Here is a 20795-nt window from a genome sequence, read left to right as displayed (position 1 = left end):
GTAGCGCGGGTCGGTCATGTCGTAAATCTGATTGATTTGGATCAGACTTGTTCCAGAAGCCCCTTCTCAGACGCCAGTTCCTGCATCCGTTTTTGCAGCTTCTCAAACGCGCGCACTTCGATTTGGCGGATACGTTCACGGCTGACATCGTAAACGCCCGACAAATCCTCCAGCGTCACCGGCTTATCCTGAAGACGTCGCTGCGTCAGGATGTCCTTCTCACGGTCATTCAACACGTCCATGGCTTTCGCTAAAAGCTCGCGGCGCACCTGTAACTCGTCCTGTTCGGCATAGTCACCGGCTTGATCGGCGTCTTCATCTTCCAACCAGTCCTGCCACTGCATCGTCCCCTCGCCATCGGCCGACACGGTCGCGTTCAGCGACGCATCGCCTCCTGACAGTCGACGGTTCATCGAGATCACTTCGTCTTCAGTGACATTCAGGTCATTGGCGATCCGGGCGACATTTTCGGGGCGCAGATCGCCTTCTTCCAACGCGCCGATACGCGCCTTGGCTTTGCGCAAGTTGAAAAACAGCTTCTTCTGCGCCGAGGTCGTGCCCAACTTCACCAAGGACCAGGATCGCAGGATATATTCCTGGATCGATGCGCGGATCCACCACATGGCATAGGTCGCCAAGCGGAACCCTTTTTCCGGGTCAAACCGCTTTACCGCTTGCATCAAGCCTACGTTTGCCTCGGAAATCACTTCGGCTTGCGGCAAACCATAACCGCGATAGCCCATAGCGATCTTGGCGGCCAATCGCAGGTGCGAATTTACCATCTGGTGGGCTGCATCACGGTCCTGATGGTCTACCCACCGCTTGGCCAGCATGTATTCCTGCTCTGGTTCGAGCATCGGAAACTTCCGAATTTCCTGAAGATAGCGGTTCAAGCCACCTTCTGGTGTTGGAGCTGGCAGATTTTTATAGTTGCTCATCGTGGCTACTCTCCCTCACTTCTCTCGCAATGTTGCGAGGCTTAACATCGAGATAAGCTCTCCCGGCGCGAAATCAAGCGAAACGTCAACATATTCTTGATCAAGATATGATCCTCCTCCCGGAAAAAGGAAAGAGGATGACATGAAATCTCACAACCTCGTGCAGTAAGTTGCAGTCGGCCTAAAGCAGTGGGGACAACATACCAATGCTGTTGATCAGAATGCGGCGCGGAACCGACCAGTTCACGACGGTTTCCGGCTGAACTTGCAATGAGACATTTATAAATGCCTCTTGTTTCTCGCAAAGCTCGGAAACGACATCATGATCGACCAGCATCATACTGTTTTCATAGTTTAAATCAAAACTTCGCTGGTCCAGATTTGGGGATCCAACAAGGGCAGCGGTGCCGTCTATGCTCAGAATCTTGGCGTGCAGCAATCCTGGTTGAAACTCGTGAATTTCGACCCCCGCTTTCAGCATTGATCGATAGAAACTGCGCGACGCAAAGGCGACGATCAGGCTGTCATTGGTGGCGGGCACGTTCAGCCTTACCCGCACACCGCGCAGAGCTGCCGCGCAGATCTGTTGATGCAGAGCCTCAGAGGGCACGTAATAGGGCGTCGTGATGATCACATCGTCCTGCGCTGCTGCAAGCAGCATCTGCATCATATCCGGCACAGCCTGAATGCTTTCGGTCGGACCCGTCCCGGCCATAACGGCTGGAAACCCTTCCTTTGGCACATTTGGCACATGGTCCAGACAGTCGGAAATATCATCGCCGCCGTGTACCATCCAATCGGACACAAAAAGCCGCTGCGCCTGCCACGCAACCGGACCGGTCACGCGCAGCATGACATCAACCCATGGCGCATATTTTGCTTTTACCCGAAATGCCGCATCCGCGCAGTTTTGACTGCCCACATAGGTGGTCGCATGGTCAATCACCACGATCTTGCGGTGATTGCGGATATCAAGCCTACGTATAAGCGCCGAAATCAGCGGAAAGCGGAAGGCGAAAGCAACCACGGTTTCCACACCACCCGTCTTCATCTGCCGCCACAACGGATCAGACAACAATCGCCGCGAGCCAAGCCCGTCGACAATCACCCGCACATAGACCCCACGTGATGCTGCACGGATCAGCGCCTCTGCCACTTTGGTACCGTTGATATCCGCCAGCCAGATATAGAACAGGATATGTACGTGGTCGGTTGCCGCATCAATATCCGCCACCAGCCAATCCATGCTTTCGTTGCTATTTGTAGTTACCTTTGCGTTGTTTCCCGATACCGGCTCAAACCCGTTTACCGACGCCGCACGTGCAAAGGCCTGACGATACAAAAGCGGTAGGTCGACTTTCGGCAACGACTCCGCCGGTCGCTTTGGCAGTTCATGCCGTAGATCTTTGAGTTTCTTGTCTGATTTTCGATCCGCGCTGGTGTCTCCCAGAAAAAAATAGGCAATCACTCCGATGGCTGGCAAAGTCATGATTACCACGCTCCACGCCAACCGAGACGCAGGCGACCGATGCTCCCGCGTCACCGCGCGCGCGATGGTCGCAAGGTCCACCACAAACAGCAGGACGGCCCAGATGGCACCCCAGGATGCCCATGAAAGGTTGGTCATGCTCGCCTCTCGCGTCTCATCTGTCAGCGGGCGTGCGCACCCGTCCGCAGCGTTTCGATCAAGGCCACCATATCCTCGGGCATCGGCACGTCAAAGCTCAAGTTTATGCCCGTCACCGGATGCACAAACCCAAGCGTCGCGGCGTGAAGCGCCTGACGCGGGAAGGTGCGCGCCGCATCCACCGCAGCATCGCCAATGACTTTTGCGTTCAGCTTGCGCCGTCCGCCATAGGTGGGATCACCGATCAACCCATGCCCGGCATGTGCCATATGCACGCGAATTTGGTGCGTTCGGCCGGTTTCCAACCAGCATTCGATCAGCGCCGCCTGTGCCGGGTCGCCAAACTCTTCGACCGTGCGCGCGCGCGTCACCGCATGGCGCCCACCAGAGAACAACACCGCCTGTTTCTGTCGATCCGTTTTGTGTCGCGCCAGTTGCGTGGTGATTTTCAGGATGTTGCCGGGCTCGAAACTGGTGCCTTTGATGCCACCCAGTCGCGGATCGGCCTTGTCCGGCGCGCCGTGCGTGACGGCATTGTAACGCCGCTCGACGCTGTGGGCTTCGAATTGCTTTGCCAACCCATGATGGGCCGCGTCCGACTTGGCCACGACCAACAGACCCGACGTATCCTTATCGATCCGATGCACAATGCCGGGCCGCTTTTCCCCGCCCACGCCTGACAAATCGCCGCCAAAATGGTGCAAAAGCGCGTTGACCAAAGTGCCATTTGGCGTGCCCGGTGCCGGATGCACGACCATACCTGCCGGTTTGTTCACGACGATCAAATCCGCATCCTCGAAGACGATATCCAACGGAATATCCTCTGGCCCGATATGGCTTTCCTCGGCCTCGGGCACGCGGATTTTGAAAACTTCGCCCTCAGCCACCTTTGCGCGCGGATCGTTTACAATAGCGCCTGTGCGACTGACAGCCCCGTCCGCAATCAACCGCGCCAGCCGTGACCGCGACAGGTTTGCTTCCTCTGGCACATCACGCGCAATCGCCTTATCAAGACGTTTGGGTGGGTTTTCTGCGATGATCACCTCAACGATACGGTGCGAGGACGACATGAACGACACTCCTGAACAGGATCTGGACGCTGCACTTGAAGCCACGGCAGGCCACGGCACTGTGCGCTATCTGAAACGGTTGGTGACGGCCATGACCCTCACCACGATTGTGGGCCTTGTAGTGCTGGTGGGCGTGGTTGTCATGCGTTTCTCGCAAACCACGCCCGATCACGCAACCGGCCCGGCCCTGCCCGATCAAATTACCTTGCCCGATGGCGTTGTTGCTGATGCTGTTACCTTTGGTGCTGACTGGTATGCCGTGGTGTCGGGCAATGACATACTGGTCTTCGACCAAGACAGTGGCGATCTCATCAAACGCATTCCCGTGCGCTGAACACGGACCGTCATTTTATTGCATTGGAGGATGGTACCGACACCCCGGCTCGAACGGGGGACCTCTTGATCCACAATCAAGCGCTCTAACCTACTGAGCTATGTCGGCACGCAGGACGCATTTACCCGCCACGCGCACGCATTGCAAGAGGTCCCCGCTTGAAAAATGCACGAAACGCCTCTAACCCCAAAGGGATATTTTCAGGAGACCAGTTATGGGCATCAACGACGAAAGCGACATCGACGCCAACCTTCAGATCGGCCCAACATCACTTGGGATGGTGCGGCTTTACGTCGAAGGCGGAGGGGTTGAACTGCCGATGGATTTCGAGCCAGAAGAGGCCGAGGAAATCGCCGAAGAATTGCGCGTCGCAGCCCAGCAGGCCCGTGCCTTGGCCGACAGCAGCAAATCGAAAAAGAAATAGCGTGTTTCTTCTGGCTAGAAATATCCTGGGGTAGCGTGAAATCCCAAAGGGTTTCTCGCGCAGGGGCAACGCCCCTGCCCGGTCAGATATTTACAAGCCCTGCCACACCTGGGTCGCGAAACCCCTGCAACCGACGCGCGGCATGAGTCGCAAACTTTTGCACCATCACTTTGCGCCGCGCTGGTGGCAGCTTGACTTCTGGCCCCATACGGATGATTTCGGCGTCGTAACTGTCAGCGATGATCAACCCGGTCCCCTCGGGTAAGAGCTCGGTTGGGAAATCGGCGTCCACCGCCCAGAAATAACGGTCACACCACTCAAGATAGCCCTGCCATTTCTGGTCCGACATGAAGTCCACGCGCGAGGATTTGCACTCTATCACCCAGATTTCACCTTTCGGACCAAGCGCCATCACATCCACCCGCAGCCCGCGTGTTGGCACCAGTTCTTCGACCGTGACGAACCCATTGCTCAGCATGTGACGACACACGCCGCGCGCGAGCAACTGGCCGGGCATCAAGGTTTGGTTTGGCATCTCCATAGGTCTAGCATGAACAATTCATGAACATTTTGTCAATGGACCGCAATTCAGCCCGATCTCTCCCCTTGTAACACCCTGATGCGCCGCCTATCTAGGACGAGGCGGCTTCTGCCCTTCTCGTCCCACGTGGGTACAATTCCAGTGGCCTTAAGCAATTCCGAGGGAGCTGGCTCTGTCCGGACCCTGGTTCGGTTACCCGGCGCCCACCTGTAAATACAGGTCCTCGGGAATTCAGACCCCGACGGATGCGTGCGGTTCCGCCACCTTTTTCCTTCCCAAACCTAGTAGCTCACGCGGATTTGTTCGCGGCAATCAGGGCGTTGCCCTAGACTGGTCGAAATATCGCAATCATTCTGCCGGAGGCTTTCATGAAAAACCTGTCCTTTGCCGCGATCTTCAGCCTGTCGGCCCTGTTTGGACAGGTGAACGATGCCAGTGCATTCACCGCCAAAGGCTCTGCGGGCAGCACACTGACCGCGACCGTGGTTGCCAGCTTTGACAGTCCTTGGGCGATGAGCTTTATCAGCGACAACCAGCTGCTAGTCACGACCAAACCGGGCGCAATGTGGCTTGTGTCAACAGACGGCAATAAACGCGCCATCAAGGGTGTGCCCCGGCCTGTTGTCGGAGGTCAAGGCGGATTGGGCGACGTCGTACCCCACCCCGAATTCGCTTCTAACAGATTGATTTATATATCCTATGTCGAAAGCCACGATGGCGGCGCGACACGGGGGGCCGTGGTGGTGCGTGGCACGCTTGACCAAGGGGATCAACCTGCGCTGACCAACATCCAACGAGTTTGGAGCCAATATCCCCACCGGTCAGGCTCTGGCCATTTCTCACATAAAATCGCCTTTGGCCCAAAGGGGTCAACGCAGGAAAGCAAGCTGTTCATCACGTCGGGCGATCGGCAAGAGCAATCCCCAGCACAGCGTTGGGACATGGCACTTGGCAAGATCATTCGCCTGAACGATGATGGAACCGTGCCCGCTGACAACCCGTTTCAGGATCAGGGTGAGCTTGCAAAAACCTTCTGGACAACTGGTCACCGCAACCTGCTGGGAATTGACTTCGACGCAGACGGCCAGCTTTGGACCCATGAAATGGGCCCACGTCATGGTGACGAGCTTAATTTGATCAAGCCGGGACAGAATTACGGTTGGCCCGTCGTGTCGATGGGAGACAATTACAGCGGCAAAACCATTCCCGATCACGACACCCGCCCCGAATTCGCCGCCCCTGCGGCCTATTGGGTGCCCAGCATCGCACCTTCGGGTCTGGTGATCTATTCCGGCGACATGTTCCCCAACTGGCAGGGAAACGCCTTTATTGGAGGCCTTGTCAGCCGCGCTCTAATTCGGGTCGAAGTCAATGGCAATCACGCTCGTGAGGCCGAGCGTTTCAGTTGGGACCGTCGACTGCGCGACGTGGAACAAGGACCTCAAGACGCGCTTTGGGTGTTGGAAGACAGGGAGGGTGGACGGCTGCTTCGGCTGACATCGCCATAGGGCGACCGCGTCGCCCGGTCAGCTTTGCATTTCGCAGCTATACGTAACCCGTTCACCACCCTTGGTAAACCACGTGGCGGTGCCAGTGCGTCGGTCAAGTGTGAATTTCCATTCATAGCTCAGATTACTGCCGGTACCTTCGCCATATTGCGCATTAAAACGCACAGCCTTGGGCCCGGCAATCGCGGTCAGTTTTCCCACTTGATGTTCATGTGCTGTTTTCCAATCCATGGTGACAAATACAAGCGCCGGTTCGTCCGCGTTGCTAAGCAGCCCCCACCCACCGTTTGGCGCGCAATAGGTGTCATCAGACAGGCGTTCGGACCTTAGACAGTGCAAAGGTGTTTCGAATTGTGAAGGAGACCAAAGGGCGACTGTGATGGCATCTTCTTCGCCGTAGCAAAGAATAACCTCTTCACGCTTGTCAACGTCTTCAGCCAATACCGGTAAAGGCAAGCTGGCAATCAAGACACCCAAAATCATCTGTTTCATTGGCCATCCTTCAGCAAAGATCAACGCTTCACCCTGAAGTCTACGGCAATACCCAACGCCCCGCCATGAGCCAGATCACGAATCTTACATGATCATGTTCAGGGTCGGGGTCAGCGACCTATCTTTACTTACTTACTTTCGCGATGGCTTCCACCCGCGCCGGGATTGTCGTGGCGATCGGCTGGCGCTTACCACCTTTGGGGCTGTCATCGTGTTCCATCCGCATGATGACGATGGCGAACTGGACACCTGCAAAAACGATACCATTGAATATGAACAGCATCAGAACTGCAATCCAGCCGATATCAGAGGTGGACACAAGGTGCCACAGGTTGCCGACATTGGTGTAAAGTAGCAAGGCGACAAAGGTCGCGGACAAAACAAATCCGATCAGCACCTGCTTGATATAAAGGCGGACGAGTTTTGGCATAGCGATCCCTTTCCTGCTTACCTTTTAATCTAGCGCAATCACACAAGACTTAAAGAGGCAAGCCGTCGCAGGGGGATCGGTCGGCAGGTGGGTGCTCAGACCGCTTCAGATCGACAGTTAAACAGTCGCCGCTGTTTGCCTCAAAACGCCTCGGGCTTTGCCTCGCGGGCCATATGATCCAGCACGGCGTTGGCAAATTTGCCCTCGTCGCTTTCCGGGAAGAAGGCTTTGGCGATGTCCACGAACTCGGTGATCACCACTTTGGGGGGTGCTTCGCCTTGGATTAACTCGGCGCCTGCCGCACGGAACAAGGCGCGCAGGGTCGGGTCGATACGCCCCAGCGGCCATTTCGCCACCAGCGCCCGATCGGTCATCTGATCGATTTTCGCCTGATGGTTCAGCGCATCCTCAACCAGCTTGCGAAACAGGCCGCTGTCGCCTTCGGCCATCGCATAGTCGTCGAATTCCTCGCCGAAGCGGTGGTTTTCGAATTCGACCATCACCCTGTCCGCAGTCTGCCCCGAGGCTTCCATCTGGAACAGCGCCTGCACCGCAAAAAAACGGGCGGCGGATTTCATCTGGCGTTTCTTGTTGCCGGAAAGCGTCATGCGGTTGGGGTATCCTTCGTGTCACCTGCAAGTTTGATCGAGTCCGAGATCGACTTGAACCCAATACCCTTGCTTGCGCCGGCCCATTTGCGCGAAAGCGCGACCAGATGCAAGGCCGCAACCGCAGCCCCACCGCCTTTATTTTGATCTTTGGTATCCGCGCGCACTTCGGCCTGCTTTCGATTTTCCACCGTCAGGATGCCATTGCCGATGCACAGCCCTTGCAGCCCCATCATCTGGATCGCGCGCGAGCTGTCATTGCAGACGGTGTCGTAATGGGTGGTTTCGCCCCGGATCACACAGCCCAGCGCCACGTAGCCATCGAAATTCGACAGACGATCGGCCATCGCTATCGCGGTGGGCACTTCCAGCGCGCCGGGTACCTCGACCAGATCCCATGTACCGCCTGCGGCTTCGATTTCGGCCTTCGCACCGGCGACCAGATTGTCGGCAATGTCTTTGTAGTAAGGCGCCACGACGATCAGAAGTTTCACCGGCTTGTCGAAGCTCGGACGGTCGAGCACGTAATGTTGTTCAGCTTTGGCCATGTCTCAATCCTTCTGAATGGGGCGGGTGCCGGTGATGGTCAGGCCATAGGCATCCAACCCCACATAGCGGGTTCCGGGACTGTCGGTCAAAAGCACCATATCATGCAGGCCCAGCGCCGATAGGATTTGCGAGCCAAGCCCGATCTGGCGCACCGTGCGCGGCCCGTCGTCATCGTCATTGGCATGAAGCGTCTTGCGGGGTTCACGGAACAGGCAGACCACGCCCCTGCCCTCGTCCGCGATGATCTGCATGGCGCGGGGCAACTCATCTGCGGGGCGCGGGCCAAGGCCCAGCACATCCTGCGCTTCTTGCAGCGCATGGGTGCGCACCAGAACCGGGTCCGGCGTGGTGATGTCGCCCTTGATCAGCACCACATGTTCGATGTCGTGGGTCAGGTCAGTGAAAATCCGCATCTCCCAGTCACCACCATATTGCGAGGTGACGTTTTCGCGCGAGGTTTCGCGCACCAGATTGTCGTGACGGCGGCGATAGGCGATCAGGTCCGAAATGGTGCCGATCTTCAAGCCGTGTTTGCGCGCAATCTCGACCAGTTCCGGCAGCCGCGCCATAGTGCCGTCTTCGTTCATGATTTCGCAGATCACGCCCGCAGGGGTGCGCCCGGCCAGGCGCGAGATATCCACCGCGGCCTCGGTATGCCCCGCCCGCACCAAAACGCCGCCATTGCGCGCGCGCAGGGGAAAAACGTGACCGGGGGTCGCGATCTCGGCTGGGCCGTTTTCGGGGTCGATGGCGGTGGCCACAGTCAGCGCGCGGTCAGCGGCGGAGATACCTGTGCTGACGCCCTCGCGCGCCTCGATCGAAGTGGTGAAGGCGGTTTCATGGCGCGAGGAGTTATGCATCGACATCATCGGCAGGCCCAGCGCTTCGATCCGCGCGGCCTCCATCGGCAGGCAGATCAGCCCGCGCCCGTAAGTAGCCATGAAATTGATGGCGTCGGCGGTGCAGGCATCGGCGGGAATGACGAAATCGCCCTCGTTCTCGCGATCTTCGTGATCGACAAGAATATACATCCGACCCGCCCGCGCGTCTTCGATGATCTCTTCTGCGGACGAGATGGCATCCGACAAGCTGGCCTCGACCGGGCCGGGCGTTTCATATGTGCTGCGTTCGGACATGGCGCGTTCCCTTCAAGTTCGCGCCCGTGACTAGCGCAGGCGAGATGCGTTTGCCAGTGTAAAGGCGGCGTCACGCGGTGCTAACGCGCCGTAATACGAGTCTGCTGCGCTTCACCGGTGATCTTGTATCTATCCAAACGGGCTTCGAAATACTTGCGCCAGTTTTTCTCGTCCAGATCAGTTAGCGTAATGCTCAGAGCCGTGCGGATGGTCGGACTAACGCGATTTATTAACAAACCGTCTTCCTGCTTTTTCATCTCCGCAAGAATGCGAGCATCCAGATCTTCGGGGGTCGTATTCAGCATCGTCCAGCTAGAGCACGATTTGCGGTAGTTGGCGGGCGCTTTTGCCTCGCCTATTCCCGACACTGCGTGCCCTCGTTCTCGCAAGAACGTTGCAAGATGCGAAAAATCACCTTCGGAACTGACCAGCGCAAAGGTCTTGATCTTCTGGCCGAAGCTCAACTCAGCCGCATCCAACGCGAGCGCGATATCGGCCGCATTCTTACCAGTGCCTGTATGAACCAGTTTAATGCCGGGCGCTTCGTCCCATCCTTTGATCCGGGCAGCGTTCCCATAAACACGTCTCACAAGCAATTCGCCCAGCTTGCCGGACTCGACAATGATCTTGCCCGCCAAGGCGCTTGAAATATTTTCACCATCAATCAGCAACGCGACCTTTGGCAGGTCGGTTTTCGGCGCTAAACCATTCTCGAACATCAACAACTCTCCACTCAATCAAGGGGAGAGTTATGTGTGACGAGAGAAAAATCAACCCGTCAGGTCAAAACTGCCAAAGTGCCGGCACGAACTGGAACGCCTCGCCGACGCGCCGCACATGGCCCACGCCGGGGAATGGGAAGTGATAACCCAACACCGCGATCCGGTCAGACGCCGCCATGTCGAGGATCTTGCGCCGGCTGGTCACCGTCATATCGCCGTCGTCATCCGTCTCGTTATACCAGTCGGGATGGGCGAAATTGGTATAGGCGTTGGTCAGCGCGTCGCCGGTGGCGATCAATTGCTGCCCGCCGCTGTCGATCATGACCGACAGATGGCCCGGCGTGTGGCCGGGGCTGTCAAGCAGTCGCACACCCGGTACGACCTCGGTCCCGTCGCCTGCCAGCGTCCATTCCACACCTTCCGCGTTGATCGAGTTGACGGCGCCCACCACGAATTGCTGGCGTTCCGCGCTGACCTGATCCACAAGACCGTCTTGCAGCCAATAGGCGCGCTCGGCCTCGCCGATGATGTATTCTGCGTCGGGGATAATTGGTTCGTCGAAATCGTCGCGAATGCCCCAGACATGGTCCGGGTGCGCGTGAGTGATCACCACATGGGTGATCCCCATTGGGTCAATCCCGGCGGTTTCCAAGTTGCCCATCAACCGCCCGGTCGTGTCGAACCAACGGGTGCCAGAGCCGACATCGATCAGCACCCGTGCCTCGCCAGTTTCGATATAAAGGTGGTTGGTGTGGGAATAGCCACGTTCGGGATCAAGGTAATGATCCTTCAGAAACGCAATCTTTTCATCCTCGGGCGCGTTGATCGCAAGCCCGCTGCCGGGCAGCGAGAAATAGCCATCCGACACCACGGTCAGTCGCGCCTCGCCCAGCGTGAAGCTGAAATGCGCCGGGTTGCCAGCGATCGGCGCCCCCAACATGGCGCGCGCAGTGGCGGGCATGGCGAAGGCGGGTGCGATGGCGGCCAAGCGCAGAAGGTCACGGCGGGTCGGGCGGATCAGGGTCATCGATGGCTCCGTCTTGGGTCAGGCGTTCAGCCAATCATATGCCCGCTTCCGAATATGTCAAAGAGAACCGCGTCCGGTTACCCGTAGTCCGCAAGCCGCGCAACGTAGCGCGCCAGCGTGTCGATCTCCAGGTTCACCAAATCACCGACTTTGGCCTGCCCCCAGTTCGTCACCTCTTTTGTGTGTGAAATCAGGTTCACGCCAAACTCGTCACCCTCAACCTCGTTCACGGTCAGCGATGTGCCATTCAGCGCAACCGAGCCCTTCGGCGCAATGAACCGCGCCAGTTCGGACGGCGCGCGGAACCGGACACGCGTACTGTCGCCTTCGTCGGTCATCGCAGTGATCTCGGCTACGCCATCCACATGGCCCGACACGATATGCCCGCCTAACTCGTCGCCCACCTTCAATGCGCGCTCAAGGTTCACCTTATGGCCCACCGTCCACGCGCCAAGATTGGTCTTCGACACAGTTTCTGCTGATATATCAACATCATACCAGTCTTTGCCCAGTGCAACCACGGTCAGACACACCCCGTCCGACGCGATTGACGCGCCGATATCAATGCTTCCGGTTTCATAGCCTGTCTTGATCCGGGCGCGCATATCGCCCGCCTGATCCAGCGCGTCGATGCGGCCAATATCGGTGATGATCCCGGTGAACATGCCGTCTCCCTTCCGTTGATGTGGAGCCTCAGCCCTAGCGCGCGACAAGGGTCTTGCCAAGATGTCACAGCACCCCGCTGCGCGATCCCGTACTGCAACAGGACACAATTTTGCCCCACGGCATGGGTAACAGACGGTAAAGGTTCCCCTTCCCATACTGAACAGATCGGGCCAAAAGGGGTTAAGTTTCGCCGCGTCCCGACGTGACGACAGCAACAGACAGACAGGCAGACGATGATCACCGGCCAAGAACGACATTTCCTTTTCCTGCAAGGCCCACACGGCCCGTTCTTCTGGCAATTGGGGCGAATGCTGAGGGCGGCCGGCGCAAAAGTCTGGCGTGTCGGGTTCAATATGGGCGATCAGGTGTTCTGGCGTGATCGGTCGACTTTTGTTCCTTTTACCAATCCGCAACAGGACTGGCCGGACCGTTTCGCAAACCTGTTGGATGACCACACCATCACCGACATCGTGCTTTATGGTGACACCCGCCCAATCCATGCAACTGCAGTCGAGATTGCAAAAGCGCGTGGATTGCGCGTCCATGTGTTCGAAGAAGGATATCTGCGTCCCTACTGGGTGACATATGAACGCAATGGTTCAAACGGCAATTCACGTCTGATGTACACAAGCGTCGAGCAGATGGGAAAAACGCTTGCCCATGCCGAGCTTGATATCCCCGAGGCACCCGCGCATTGGGGCGATATGCGCCACCATGTTTTCTATGGTGCGCTGTATCATTGGTTCGTGATGTTCACCAATCGCCGCTATCGTCACTTCCAACCGCACCGCGCGCTGAGCGTCGGGCACGAATTGAATCTGTATCTGAAGCGGCTTTTGTTGATGCCTTTTCTGGCCGCCGACCGGATCACTGCGACCCTACGGATCAAGTATGGCGGCTTTCCCTACCATCTGGCACTGCTCCAACTCGAGCATGACTCGAGCTTTCTAAATCACAGTCCTTTCAACACGATGACTGAATTTCTTGATGTGGTGATCAAAGGGTTTTCTGCAGGCGCTGCAGGCCATCATCACCTTGTGTTCAAAGCGCATCCGCTGGAAGATGGACGTGTTCCACAACGCCGCGAAATTCGGCGGCTGGCGCAAATCCATGGCGTATCTGACCGGGTGCACTACGTCCGCGGCGGCAAACTGGCCAAGCTGCTGGACCACGCTCGCTCGGCGGTGACGGTGAATTCAACTGCAGCGCAACAGGTGTTGTGGCGCGGGCTGCCGCTGAAGGTGTTCGGCACAGCCGTTTTTGACAAACCCGAATTCACTTCGGCCCAATCGGTCGAAGATTTCTTTGCCCTGCCGATGCGCCCCGACAGCCGCGCCTATCGCGACTATCGCCACTATTTGCTGGAAACAAGCCAAATCACTGGCGGTTTCTATGCTGCGCGAGGCCGGCGGCAGCTTCTGCGACAAGTGGTCGACATGATGTTGGCTGCCGATGATCCCTATGAGGCACTTGAACATGGGACAGCGGCACCAAGGCAACAGTTGCGCCTTGTAAATTAGCCCGAACAGGTCGAAAGGCTGGATAAATTCAGCGCGTCCGACTAGGTTCACGCAAAAACCATCCCGGCTATACGCCCAGAAGGAGCACGAGCAGTGTCCATCAACGGAAAAAAGTGGGTCCGCGTTGCGGCCGTTTGTGCAGTAGTTCTGTCCGTTGGCGCATGTGGCTTGCCCAGAAGCGGCCCGACCAAATCTGAGCTGCTTGCCGGTTCAGACAGTCCGATAAATGATGCCGTCGTCGTGCTGGTCAACGACCATGTGAACCGTGCCACAGCCGTCACACCATCGCTGGGGTTCAGCAAGGCCTTCTCCAATGCTCCGCTGGTTGGGTCCGACACGATCCAGCCAGGTGATACACTGGGCATTTCGATCTGGGAAAACGTCGACACCGGCATTTTGACCACCGCTGGCGCCCCGGCAGCGCTGGAAGAAGTGCAAGTTGACGGATCCGGGTTCATATTCATTCCCTACGCTGGGCGCATCAAGGCGTCAGGCAATTCACCGGAAGCAATTCGCCGGATAATCACTGGCAAGCTGGCTGAACAGACCCCAGACCCGCAGGTTCTGGTGCGTCGTCTGGCTGGTGATGGGTCCACGGTCACCATCACCGGCGCGGTCGGTGGTCAGGGTGTCTATCCGATTGAACGCCCTACCCGCACGCTGAACGCCATGCTCGCACGTGCAGGCGGCATCGCCATTTCGCCCGAGATTGCCAAGATCAAGGTCAATCGTGGCAACCAGACCGGTGAAGTTTGGTTCCAAGACCTGTTTGACCATCCCGAAACGAATATAGCCTTGCGCGGCGGCGACCGCATTCTGGTCGAAGAGGACAGCCGGTCCTACACCGCCATCGGAGCCACCGGTGGTCAAAGCCGTGTCCGTTTCGAAACACAGAAACTGTCGGCGATGGAAGCATTGGCACAGGTCGGAGGACTGTCAGGGTCTTCGGCCGATCCCAAAGGAATTTTCATTCTGCGTGACGAAACCGCCAGCATTGCCAACACGGTTCTGGGTCGATCTGACCTGCGCGGAACGCAACGCATGGTCTATGTGCTGAACCTGACCGAGCCCAATGGCATGTTCAAAGCCCGCGAGTTCAACATTCGTGATGGCGATACGATCTATGTGACCGAAGCACCTTATGTCCAATGGACCAAGCTTTTGTCGGCCCTGACCGGGTCGCTGGCGACGGCTGGATCAATTTCGTCGCTGAATCAGTCCTTGTCCGGGTCGGGCACTTGATCCAGAGGGCATGATGGCCCCTTCAACTGACACACCCAAAGCCGCCGAGGATCCCCTTCCCCGGCGGCTATATGTTTACAACGGCGGGTTCCTGACCCAGCCGCGCATTCGTCGTATTTTGTCACTGGCCGGGTGGGACGTACGGCTTGGCTTGCCCAAGGATGGCGACAGCGTCGGCACCTGGGGCAGAAGCCCCACCGCCCCGCGAGGTGAAGCCGTTGCGGCCCGTCGCGACGCCCCCGTGATCCGGGTCGAAGATGCCTTCCTGCGGTCGGTCCTGCCCGGACGCTCGGGCGAGCCGCCATTGGGCCTTTTGATCGACGATATGGGCGTGCATTTCGACAGCGCCCAGCCTTCGCGGCTGGAGCATATTCTGGCCACGGACCCACTGGACCACAGCGACACACTGCGCCGAGCGCGCGACGCGATGGACCGGATGCGACACGCCAATCTATCGAAGTATAATGCCTTTGACCCCGCATCACCCGTGCCGGATGCGCCCTATGTTCTGTTGATCGACCAGACGCGCAATGACGCCTCGATCATTCATGCTGGTGCATCGGAAAACACATTTCGTGAAATGCTGGTCGCCGCGCGTCTGAACCACCCCGACGCGCGTATCTTTATCAAAGCCCACCCGGAGACCTCGTTGGGCCACCGCCCCGGCCACTACGGCCCCGAGGATGAGAACGATCAGGTGCGCCTGATCACTGACCCGATCAGCGCCTGGGCGCTGCTGGAAGGTGCGCAGGCGGTCTATACCGTCAGTTCCGGCATGGGGTTCGAAGCGATCCTGGCGGGCCACAAGCCGCATGTGTTTGGCCAACCCTTCTATGCGGGCTGGGGGCTGACGGTGGACGACCGCCCGGTTGACCGGCGGACCCGCACCCTGACACGCACCCAGCTTTTCATGGGGGCGATGATCCTCTATCCCACCTGGTACGACCCCTATCGCGACGAGTTGTGCGAGGTCGAAACCGTGCTGGATACGCTCGAAGCCCGTGCCCACGCGTGGCGCGAGGATCACCGCGGTTATGTCGCCAGCGGAATGCGCCTGTGGAAGCGCCGCCCGCTGGCGCAGTTCTTCGCAGACGGCCCGGCGATGGTCTTCGATGACAATGCCGCCCGTGCTGCCATGGGAGCAACCGACATCAATCGCCCTCTGATGATCTGGGCCGGAAAAGAGCAACCCGGCCACGATGCGCAAACCCCGATTCTGCGAATCGAGGATGGGTTCCTGCGGTCGCGCGGGCTGGGGGCTGAACTCGTACCGCCCTTGTCTTTGGTGCGCGATGATCTGGGCATTTACTACGATCCGACCCGTGAAAGCCGGTTGGAGCGCTGGATCGCGGCATCAACCGCCCTGCCCGATTACGCCCGCGAACGTGCCGAACGGCTGATCGCGCAGATCACGGATACGGGCTTGGGCAAATACAATCTGGGCTACTCGCTTCCCGATGGGCTCGACAAGCTGCCAGACGGGCATCGTATTTTGGTGCCGGGTCAGGTCGAGGATGATGCCTCGATCCGTCTGGGCACCGATACTGTTGCCACCAACCTTGCGCTGCTGGAACGGACTCGTGCTGGAAACCCCGACGCGGTGATCATCTACAAGCCTCACCCGGATGTCGAAGCCGGGCTGCGTGCGGGCGCAATCCCATCCGACCAAGCCCGCGCCCTAGCCGATCTGGTGGCCGACAACGCCGACCCTATCGGCCTGATTGAGGCGGTGGACGAGGTCTGGACCATGACCTCGACCCTCGGGTTCGAGGCATTGTTGCGTGGTCGTAAAGTCACCTGCCTAGGCGCGCCATTTTATGCCGGTTGGGGACTGACAGATGATCTGGGCGACATCCCTGCGCGCCGCACCGCACGGCCCGACCTGATCGCGCTGACCCATGCCGTATTGATCGACTATCCCCGCTACCATGATCCCGTAACTGGCACCGCCTGCCCAGTCGAGGTCGTGGTGGACCGTCTGGCCAGCGGCACGCCGCCCAAGATCACCCCGGCCACGCGCATTTTGTCGAAATTGCAAGGATTGTTCGCCAGCTACGCTTATCTCTGGCGCTGACGCCAGCGGTGCAGGATGTCACCACCCGTGACACGGGTTTCGACCAGATCGAAACGCGGCGCTTCGGCCAAACGCCCCAGCCCCATGGCCGCCAACGACGGCCGACCCTCCTCCCCAATCGCGACCCCGGCGGTGTAGCCCACAAGTTCGTCCACCAGCCCCGCTGACAGAAGTGACGCCGCAAGACTGCCGCCGCCCTCGCAATAGACACGAGTCAAACCCCGTGTGCCAAGGGCTTGCAGCACCGCCGTTGAATCAAGTGCGCCTTGCGCCTCGCCCACTTCGATCATCTCGGCCCCGATGCCCGCCCATGCCGACACAAGTTCGGGCGCGGCGCGGTGGCCGTGGCAAATCCAGACCGGAATATCGCGCGCGGTGCGTGCCAAATGACTGTCCAACGGCAGGTCCAGATGGCGTGACAGCACCACGCGGATGGGTTGGTGTTCGACACCAAGCCCCCGCACGGTCAGCGACGGATCATCCGCCCGCGCCGTGCCCGCTCCGATCATCACCGCATCATGCGTGGCGCGCATCGCGTGAACATGGCGGCGCGCCTCGGCCCCGGTGATCCACTGACTGTCACCCGAGGCCGTGGCGATCCGCCCGTCAAACGAGCTGGCCAGTTTCAACGTCACCATCGGGCGGCCTTGCGTCACACGGGTCAGGAAGCCTGCCTGATCAGCGCAGGCATCATCTGCGCAAAGACCGGTTTCAACCTCGACCCCGGCCTTGCGCAACATGGTTAACCCACCCCCGTCCACACGCGGATCAGGGTCGCCGAGGGCAACCACCACCCGCGCAATCCCCGCGTCAATCAACGAGGCCGCACAGGGCGGCGTCTGTCCGTGATGGGCGCAGGGTTCCAGCGTCACATAGGCGGTTGACCCGCGCGCCGCCGCCCCGGCTTGCGCCAGCGCCACCGTTTCGGCATGGGGCCGTCCGCCGGGTTGCGTCCAGCCACGACCCACGATCCGTGTGCCCTGCACGATCACGCAGCCCACAGCGGGGTTCGGCGCACAACGCCCAAAACCCCGTCGCCCAAGCGACAGGGCCAGACGCATATAGCGCGTGTCAGATTGGGTCACTCGTCTTCCGGTGCGACGTCCGGTCGAAGCTCGCTTACGAACTTGTCGAAGTCATCAGCAGCCTGGAAGTTCTTGTAAACACTGGCAAAACGCACATAGGCCACGGTGTCGATCCGGGCCAGACTTTCCATCACGATCTCTCCGATTGTCTTGGACGGAATATCGGTTTCACCCATGCTTTCAAGCCGACGCACTATGCCCGAGATCATCTGGTCAATACGTTCTGGTTCAACGGGTCGTTTCTGCATCGAAATACGGATCGAACGCTCAAGCTTCTCGCGGTCGAAATCTTCACGCCTTCCATTGGATTTCACCACGACAAGGTCGCGCAACTGCACGCGTTCATAGGTTGTAAAACGCCCGCCACAGGCCGGACAAAACCGCCGCCTGCGAATGGCAACGTGGTCTTCGGCCGGGCGGCTATCTTTCACCTGGGTATCAATATTTCCGCAAAACGGACAGCGCATCGGCCTTCCTCTTCTCTCATCTCACCTCGGTTTTTGGGTCTTTCGCCCAGTTATCCACAGGCACTATAGGGCAGCCTCTAGGTCTTGTGTAGTGGGAAATACGCCCCCCAAGATGCGCGATGCATCACTGTCACGGGGAAAGTTTGCTTTCCCTTCCCCTGCACGATGGGCGTAAACTTGAACACTCTGCCAACCAATCAAACATTAGGGAGTAGACACATGACCATCGCACGCGTGACCGAGCTTTCCGCCACATCACCCAAAAGCTTTGATGATGCCGTTGCTAAAGGGGTTGAACGCGCTTCGAACACTCTGCGCAATGTCGTCAGTGCCTGGGTGAAAGAACAGTCCGTAAAGGTCGAAAATGGCAAGATTGTTCACTATCAGGTCAACCTTATGGTGACATTCGTATTGGACGACTAAGCGCCACGATCCTGACAACAACACAATAGACAAAGCGCCCCATGGATTACCACGGGGCGCTAATATCTTATCCAACTAGTCTTGAATGGTTTGCAAGTAATACACCACGCTCAAGATGCGGCCATGTGCGATTTCTTGTGGACTCAACCCGGGATGCACCGCCCTTGGCATCGCTTCAGCGGTGAAAATCGGACCCCAGATGGGCATATTGCTGTCGCCGTGCCCTTGAATACCACGCTTGCCACTGATCGAGTTGTAAACACGCTCCAACGGAAACACCCCATCATTGTCTTTGGCCAGGGTCGTCAGATTGCGCGGGCGTTGGGCGAACAATTCGCCGACCGGGCCGCCGCCACCGCCCATTTCACCGTGGCAAACGGCGCAACTCGTCAAGAATACCGTCTTGCCGAAATCGGCGTCCTGAGCGAGTGCTTTGTCTCCTCCTGCAAATATGGCCGTTACGACAGTTGCACTGCAAAAAGCGGATCTGATACTATTCCTCATGTTAAGTCCTCCCAACATGTTTCTGTTAGGGGGCAATGGCTTAGGAGGCGTATTGCCCCCGACCAACTCGTCATTGAGTGGCTGAATTCATGATAACCGACTATTCAAGCCGTCGCGTTGAGTTAGATCAATCATGCAGCAGATGCGCTGCCACTTGTCGGGTATGCGGCGCATTTCTGTGTTCAAACAGGTAAATCCCCTGCCACGTTCCCAACACCAACCGTCCTGACTGCACTGGGATTGACAGGCTGACGGGCAGCAACGCGGCCTTGATGTGGGCTGGCATGTCGTCCGGGCCTTCATATGTGTGGGTCAGATAGGACATCGTGGGATCCGTGGTGGGCGGCACCAGTCGATGCAGGAAGTTCTGCAGATCAGTTTGCACTTCTGGGTCAGCGTTTTCCTGTATTAGAAGCGAACAGGAGGTGTGACGCACAAACAGCGTCAACAGGCCGCCGTCCAAGGTCTGCCCCGCCAACCAGCTTACTACATCCTTGGTAAATTCATAAAGGCCGGGGCCTTGCGTCTGTATCTTGAAACCATGTCCCATGGCGGTGATAGAATGTCACCCAAGCGATACGCGCAAGGCCCCTTCGTTCGTTTTTCCGGCACTCGAGGCAATCAAATTCAGGTCAGCAGGGCCGGCACCCTCTCCGCCTTTGTTCGCGTGAGTGGTTTGCCTCAAAGCGCCGGAAAACACAGGGGAACCCTAGAGCGGGATCAGGGCGGGACGTCGTGCAATGTGCCCATCCTGCCGCCGGGTTTCCAACTTCATCAGCGCCCTGAGCCGCCCGGATCTTACATCCGGTCGGTTGTCGCACTGAGCCAATTCTTCTTGAAAATTTGTGATCGGCCCCTTCAGGCCGGTGGCGTATGTCTGCGCGCCCACCATCTTACGCATCATAATCCCCAGTTTTAAAAAGTTTCGTGTCAAACAAAGCGATCGTCTAATGTGTTCACATTATCGCCACATTTCCGCCCCATTTCAAAGAAAACAAATTATTCGCGCCTGAAAAACAGTGAAAACAAACTGTTTCCATGCCTTGGTTCTTTTCAGGGAAGAGTTGCTAATAAGCATTTCGCGATTAGATAGGCATGCTTCACGCCATGTGTCGTAGAAAACTCATTTAACTGACCGAGATTCGTTTAGTTTTCAGAGCAACAGGTTTCATAGTCTAAATAAGGCAGAAATGTGGCGGTCCGATTGGGTGGATGAGTGTCATCAGAAACACCACGCGACTTTAGCGCTTCTGCTGTAAGGTACCCTGCCGATACCTAGATCAGTAAAATGTGATAATATCTGTCGGGTCAGGGGATGATGTAGTCGTGCCGCAAATCGGTTGAAATCGCCAAACTCGTTTCAGTATTTCAGATCAATCCTGTTCACGCCAATTGCCCTGCCCCCCCG

General features: G+C 57.9%; 24 protein-coding genes and 1 tRNA gene. 7 read left to right on the top strand and 18 right to left on the bottom strand.

What is annotated here, in order from left to right; all coding sequences use genetic code 11:
• Positions 1-41: 41 nt before the first annotated feature.
• The 3 genes from rpoH to MWU51_RS05005 all read right to left on the bottom strand — a co-directional run bounded on the left by rpoH (position 42) and on the right by MWU51_RS05005 (position 3635).
• A complete protein-coding gene (rpoH, locus tag MWU51_RS05015) occupies positions 42-938 on the bottom strand; it encodes an RNA polymerase sigma factor RpoH (protein WP_247035268.1) in 897 nt (298 codons plus the stop codon).
• Positions 939-1119: 181 nt separating this feature from the next.
• Positions 1120-2565 carry a cardiolipin synthase gene (gene cls, locus MWU51_RS05010; RefSeq protein ID WP_247035266.1) on the bottom strand — a complete coding sequence of 482 codons (1446 nt, stop codon included), beginning with the start codon at positions 2563-2565 and terminating at the stop codon, positions 1120-1122.
• 23 nt (positions 2566-2588) lie between these two features.
• On the bottom strand, positions 2589-3635 hold the full coding sequence (locus tag MWU51_RS05005) for an RluA family pseudouridine synthase (RefSeq protein WP_247035264.1): 1047 nt from the start codon (positions 3633-3635) through the stop codon (positions 2589-2591).
• Here MWU51_RS05005 and MWU51_RS05000 point away from each other — a divergent pair.
• Complete coding sequence (locus MWU51_RS05000; protein WP_247035263.1) at positions 3634-3969, top strand: DUF6476 family protein; 336 nt, start codon at positions 3634-3636, stop codon at positions 3967-3969. The two genes, MWU51_RS05005 and MWU51_RS05000, sit on opposite strands and share 2 nt — an antisense overlap.
• Before the next feature lie 31 nt (positions 3970-4000).
• Here the strand turns inward: MWU51_RS05000 and MWU51_RS04995 are convergent.
• Positions 4001-4077 (bottom strand) — tRNA-His (locus tag MWU51_RS04995).
• Between the two features lie 106 nt (positions 4078-4183).
• On the opposite strand from MWU51_RS04995, the gene MWU51_RS04990 reads away from it, so the two are divergent.
• Complete coding sequence (locus MWU51_RS04990) at positions 4184-4393, top strand: DUF6324 family protein (protein WP_247035262.1); 210 nt, start codon at positions 4184-4186, stop codon at positions 4391-4393.
• A gap of 82 nt (positions 4394-4475) precedes the next feature.
• Here the strand turns inward: MWU51_RS04990 and MWU51_RS04985 are convergent, their stop codons facing one another.
• Complete coding sequence (locus tag MWU51_RS04985) at positions 4476-4928, bottom strand: MmcB family DNA repair protein (RefSeq protein ID WP_247035261.1); 453 nt, start codon at positions 4926-4928, stop codon at positions 4476-4478.
• A 374-nt stretch (positions 4929-5302) separates the two neighbouring features.
• Between MWU51_RS04985 and MWU51_RS04980 the strand changes: the two genes are divergently transcribed.
• The gene (locus tag MWU51_RS04980; RefSeq protein ID WP_247035260.1) at positions 5303-6442 is read left to right on the top strand and encodes a PQQ-dependent sugar dehydrogenase; all 1140 of its coding nucleotides are present in this window, start codon (positions 5303-5305) and stop codon (positions 6440-6442) included.
• A gap of 18 nt (positions 6443-6460) precedes the next feature.
• Here MWU51_RS04980 and MWU51_RS04975 read toward each other — a convergent pair whose 3' ends face one another.
• The 8 genes from MWU51_RS04975 to MWU51_RS04940 all read right to left on the bottom strand — a co-directional run bounded on the left by MWU51_RS04975 (position 6461) and on the right by MWU51_RS04940 (position 12071).
• Positions 6461-6934: a hypothetical protein gene (locus MWU51_RS04975; RefSeq protein WP_247035259.1), complete on the bottom strand. Its 474-nt coding sequence runs from the start codon at positions 6932-6934 to the stop codon at positions 6461-6463.
• Between the two features lie 124 nt (positions 6935-7058).
• Positions 7059-7364, bottom strand: a complete 306-nt coding sequence (locus MWU51_RS04970; protein ID WP_247035258.1) for a hypothetical protein — start codon at positions 7362-7364, stop codon at positions 7059-7061.
• A 140-nt stretch (positions 7365-7504) separates the two neighbouring features.
• Positions 7505-7972: a transcription antitermination factor NusB gene (gene nusB / locus MWU51_RS04965; RefSeq protein ID WP_247035257.1), complete on the bottom strand. Its 468-nt coding sequence runs from the start codon at positions 7970-7972 to the stop codon at positions 7505-7507.
• A complete protein-coding gene (locus MWU51_RS04960) occupies positions 7969-8520 on the bottom strand; it encodes a 6,7-dimethyl-8-ribityllumazine synthase (protein WP_247035250.1) in 552 nt (183 codons plus the stop codon). Before MWU51_RS04960 ends, nusB begins: the two co-directional genes overlap by 4 nt.
• A gap of 3 nt (positions 8521-8523) precedes the next feature.
• A complete protein-coding gene (gene ribB, locus MWU51_RS04955) occupies positions 8524-9657 on the bottom strand; it encodes a 3,4-dihydroxy-2-butanone-4-phosphate synthase (protein ID WP_247035249.1) in 1134 nt (377 codons plus the stop codon).
• Positions 9658-9737: 80 nt separating this feature from the next.
• Positions 9738-10376 (bottom strand): NYN domain-containing protein, encoded by a 639-nt coding sequence (locus MWU51_RS04950; protein ID WP_247035243.1) that lies wholly within the window; start codon positions 10374-10376, stop codon positions 9738-9740.
• A 64-nt stretch (positions 10377-10440) separates the two neighbouring features.
• Complete coding sequence (locus MWU51_RS04945; protein ID WP_247035241.1) at positions 10441-11406, bottom strand: MBL fold metallo-hydrolase; 966 nt, start codon at positions 11404-11406, stop codon at positions 10441-10443.
• Between the two features lie 77 nt (positions 11407-11483).
• Positions 11484-12071, bottom strand: coding sequence for a riboflavin synthase (locus tag MWU51_RS04940; protein ID WP_247035239.1), 588 nt, complete (start codon positions 12069-12071; stop codon positions 11484-11486).
• A 234-nt stretch (positions 12072-12305) separates the two neighbouring features.
• Between MWU51_RS04940 and MWU51_RS04935 the strand changes: the two genes are divergently transcribed.
• From MWU51_RS04935 to MWU51_RS04925, 3 genes are all read left to right on the top strand, one after another.
• A complete protein-coding gene (locus MWU51_RS04935) occupies positions 12306-13592 on the top strand; it encodes a capsule biosynthesis protein CapA (protein WP_247035237.1) in 1287 nt (428 codons plus the stop codon).
• Positions 13593-13685: 93 nt separating this feature from the next.
• Entirely contained in the window at positions 13686-14834 is a 1149-nt protein-coding gene (locus MWU51_RS04930; RefSeq protein ID WP_247035236.1) for a polysaccharide biosynthesis/export family protein, read from the top strand.
• Between the two features lie 13 nt (positions 14835-14847).
• On the top strand, positions 14848-16908 hold the full coding sequence (locus tag MWU51_RS04925; RefSeq protein WP_247035234.1) for a capsular polysaccharide biosynthesis protein: 2061 nt from the start codon (positions 14848-14850) through the stop codon (positions 16906-16908).
• Here the strand turns inward: MWU51_RS04925 and ribD are convergent.
• Both ribD and nrdR read right to left on the bottom strand, forming a co-directional pair.
• Positions 16893-17993 carry a bifunctional diaminohydroxyphosphoribosylaminopyrimidine deaminase/5-amino-6-(5-phosphoribosylamino)uracil reductase RibD gene (gene ribD, locus MWU51_RS04920; RefSeq protein ID WP_247035232.1) on the bottom strand — a complete coding sequence of 367 codons (1101 nt, stop codon included), beginning with the start codon at positions 17991-17993 and terminating at the stop codon, positions 16893-16895. The two genes, MWU51_RS04925 and ribD, sit on opposite strands and share 16 nt — an antisense overlap.
• On the bottom strand, positions 17990-18460 hold the full coding sequence (nrdR, locus tag MWU51_RS04915; RefSeq protein ID WP_091429505.1) for a transcriptional regulator NrdR: 471 nt from the start codon (positions 18458-18460) through the stop codon (positions 17990-17992). The genes ribD and nrdR overlap by 4 nt, the downstream gene beginning before the upstream one ends.
• Positions 18461-18679: 219 nt before the next feature.
• Here nrdR and MWU51_RS04910 point away from each other — a divergent pair, with 219 nt between their 5' ends.
• Positions 18680-18883 (top strand): dodecin family protein, encoded by a 204-nt coding sequence (locus tag MWU51_RS04910; RefSeq protein ID WP_247035231.1) that lies wholly within the window; start codon positions 18680-18682, stop codon positions 18881-18883.
• A gap of 75 nt (positions 18884-18958) precedes the next feature.
• Here MWU51_RS04910 and MWU51_RS04905 read toward each other — a convergent pair whose 3' ends face one another.
• The 3 genes from MWU51_RS04905 to MWU51_RS04895 form a co-directional block, all read right to left on the bottom strand.
• Positions 18959-19387, bottom strand: a complete 429-nt coding sequence (locus tag MWU51_RS04905) for a c-type cytochrome (protein ID WP_247035230.1) — start codon at positions 19385-19387, stop codon at positions 18959-18961.
• 127 nt (positions 19388-19514) lie between these two features.
• Positions 19515-19937 carry a secondary thiamine-phosphate synthase enzyme YjbQ gene (locus MWU51_RS04900; protein WP_247035229.1) on the bottom strand — a complete coding sequence of 141 codons (423 nt, stop codon included), beginning with the start codon at positions 19935-19937 and terminating at the stop codon, positions 19515-19517.
• Positions 19938-20096: 159 nt separating this feature from the next.
• On the bottom strand, positions 20097-20288 hold the full coding sequence (locus MWU51_RS04895) for a hypothetical protein (protein WP_247035228.1): 192 nt from the start codon (positions 20286-20288) through the stop codon (positions 20097-20099).
• Positions 20289-20795 lie beyond the last annotated feature (507 nt).

This window comes from Aliiroseovarius sp. F47248L, from assembly GCF_023016085.1.
Classification (GTDB): domain Bacteria; phylum Pseudomonadota; class Alphaproteobacteria; order Rhodobacterales; family Rhodobacteraceae; genus Aliiroseovarius.
Note: the sequence above shows the minus strand (reverse complement) of the source record. Positions and strands in the feature narration are given on the sequence as shown.